Origin of the sequence: Rhodococcus pseudokoreensis (genome assembly GCF_017068395.1) — a bacterium.
Lineage (GTDB): Bacteria > Actinomycetota > Actinomycetes > Mycobacteriales > Mycobacteriaceae > Rhodococcus_F > Rhodococcus_F pseudokoreensis.
On the sequence record NZ_CP070619.1, the window covers coordinates 1,102,019 to 1,103,686 of the forward strand.

Annotated in this window: 2 protein-coding genes; one reads left to right on the forward strand and one right to left on the reverse strand. The window is 69.1% G+C overall.

What is annotated here, in order from left to right:
- Positions 1-19 precede the first annotated feature (19 nt).
- A complete protein-coding gene (locus tag JWS13_RS10690) occupies positions 20-505 on the reverse strand; it encodes a carboxymuconolactone decarboxylase family protein (RefSeq protein WP_206005529.1) in 486 nt (161 codons plus the stop codon).
- Between the two features lie 156 nt (positions 506-661).
- Here JWS13_RS10690 and JWS13_RS10695 point away from each other — a divergent pair, with 156 nt between their 5' ends.
- Positions 662-1,597 (forward strand): RNA polymerase sigma-70 factor, encoded by a 936-nt coding sequence (locus JWS13_RS10695; RefSeq protein ID WP_206005530.1) that lies wholly within the window; start codon positions 662-664, stop codon positions 1,595-1,597.
- The last annotated feature ends 71 nt before the right edge of the window (positions 1,598-1,668 follow it).

The following is a 1,668-nucleotide window of genomic DNA, read 5'->3' on the forward strand; positions in this document are numbered from 1 at the left end:
CCGCGCCGACCCCTGCCGATCAGCTCGTCATGCTGGCGAACATCCCTGGCTCGTAGGTACCTGCCGGGTTGCGCACGATCACGTTGATCCGATTGGCGGCGTTGATCAGGGCGACCAGGCAGACCAGGGCCGCGATCTGGTCGTCGTCGTAGTGCTTGCGCACCTGGTCCCAGGTGTCGTCGGATACGCCGTGGTGAGCGTCGGCGAGCCGGGTTCCCTCCTCCGCGAGCGCGAGCGCGGCACGCTCCGCCTCGGTGAATACGGTGGCCTCGCGCCACGCGGCGACCAGGTTGAGCCGAACCGGGGTTTCGCCGGCGACCGCGGCATCCTTCGTGTGCATGTCGGTGCAGAAGCCGCAGCCGTTGATCTGGCTGGCCCGGATCTCGACCAGCGTCCGGGTGGCCTTCGGCAGCGGTGACTGGTCGATCGCCAGGGCGGCGCCCGCGAACCGCTTGCCGAACTTCAGGGCGATCTCGTTGGCGAACAGATTGAATCGAGCGTCCATGACTTCGTCCTCACTCGTGGTGTCGTGTGCTGCACTGAACGAACATGAGATGCCGGCCGCCCGATTTCCGTGACAACCGCTCCCGTCCGGTTGTCACAGAACGGCGGGTTCCGGTGTCTGGTGTGTGACACCGTCGAGAACGAAGAGGAGCCACCCATGGCCGGCACGTCGCAGACCACACCCGACGATCTGGGCGGGAGCAGGGATGCTCGTTCGGATCCCGCCACCGAGGCGTTCGTCACCCACCGCAACCTGCTGTTCACCGTCGCCTACGAGATGCTCGGCTCGGCCGCCGACGCGGAGGACATCCTGCAGGAGACCTGGCTGCGGTGGGCGGGCGTCGATCTGGGCACGGTGCGGAATCAGCGGGCATATCTGGTGCGAATCACCACCCGCCAGGCGCTGGTCCGGCTGCGCACACTCGGCAGGCGCAGGGAGTCCTACGTCGGCCCCTGGCTACCGGAGCCGTTGCTGACCGCGCCCGACGTGGCGGAGGACGTCGAGTTGGCCGACAGCGTCTCGATGGCGATGATGCTGGTGCTGGAGACGCTCGCACCCACCGAGCGGGCCGTGTTCGTGCTGCGTGAGGTATTCGATCTGGAGTACGGGGAGATCGCGGCCGCCGTCGACAAGAGCACGGACGCCGTCCGTCAGATCGCGCACCGGGCGCGGACCCACGTCGCGGCGCGCCGGCCGCGGGGCGTCGTCACGCCGGCCGAGTCCCGGGATGCTCTCGACGCGTTCAAACGGGCGCTCGAGACGGGCGACCTGCAGAGCCTGCTCGACCAGCTGGCACCGGACGTCGTCCTCCTCGGTGACGGCGGCGGAGTCAAGCAGGCCGTGCTGCGACCCATCGTCGGGGCCGACAAGGTGGGCCGCCTGCTGGCGGCCGGCCTGCCCCGGATCGGCGGCGAGGTGTCGGTCGAACCCGTGCAGATGAACGGCTCCCCCGCACTGATCGTCCGGCTCGACGGGGAGATCGACGACGTCGTGGCCGTGCGGATGGACGACGGCCTGATCACCGGGCTCTACATCGTGCGCAACCCCGAGAAGCTGTCGCGGGTCGAGCAGGAAACCGCGGTGAGCCGCTGAGGCGGACCCCCTGAACCGACGATGCCCGCGGCGGGAAGGCGCGGAGCCTTCCCACCACGGGCGCTCGGAAA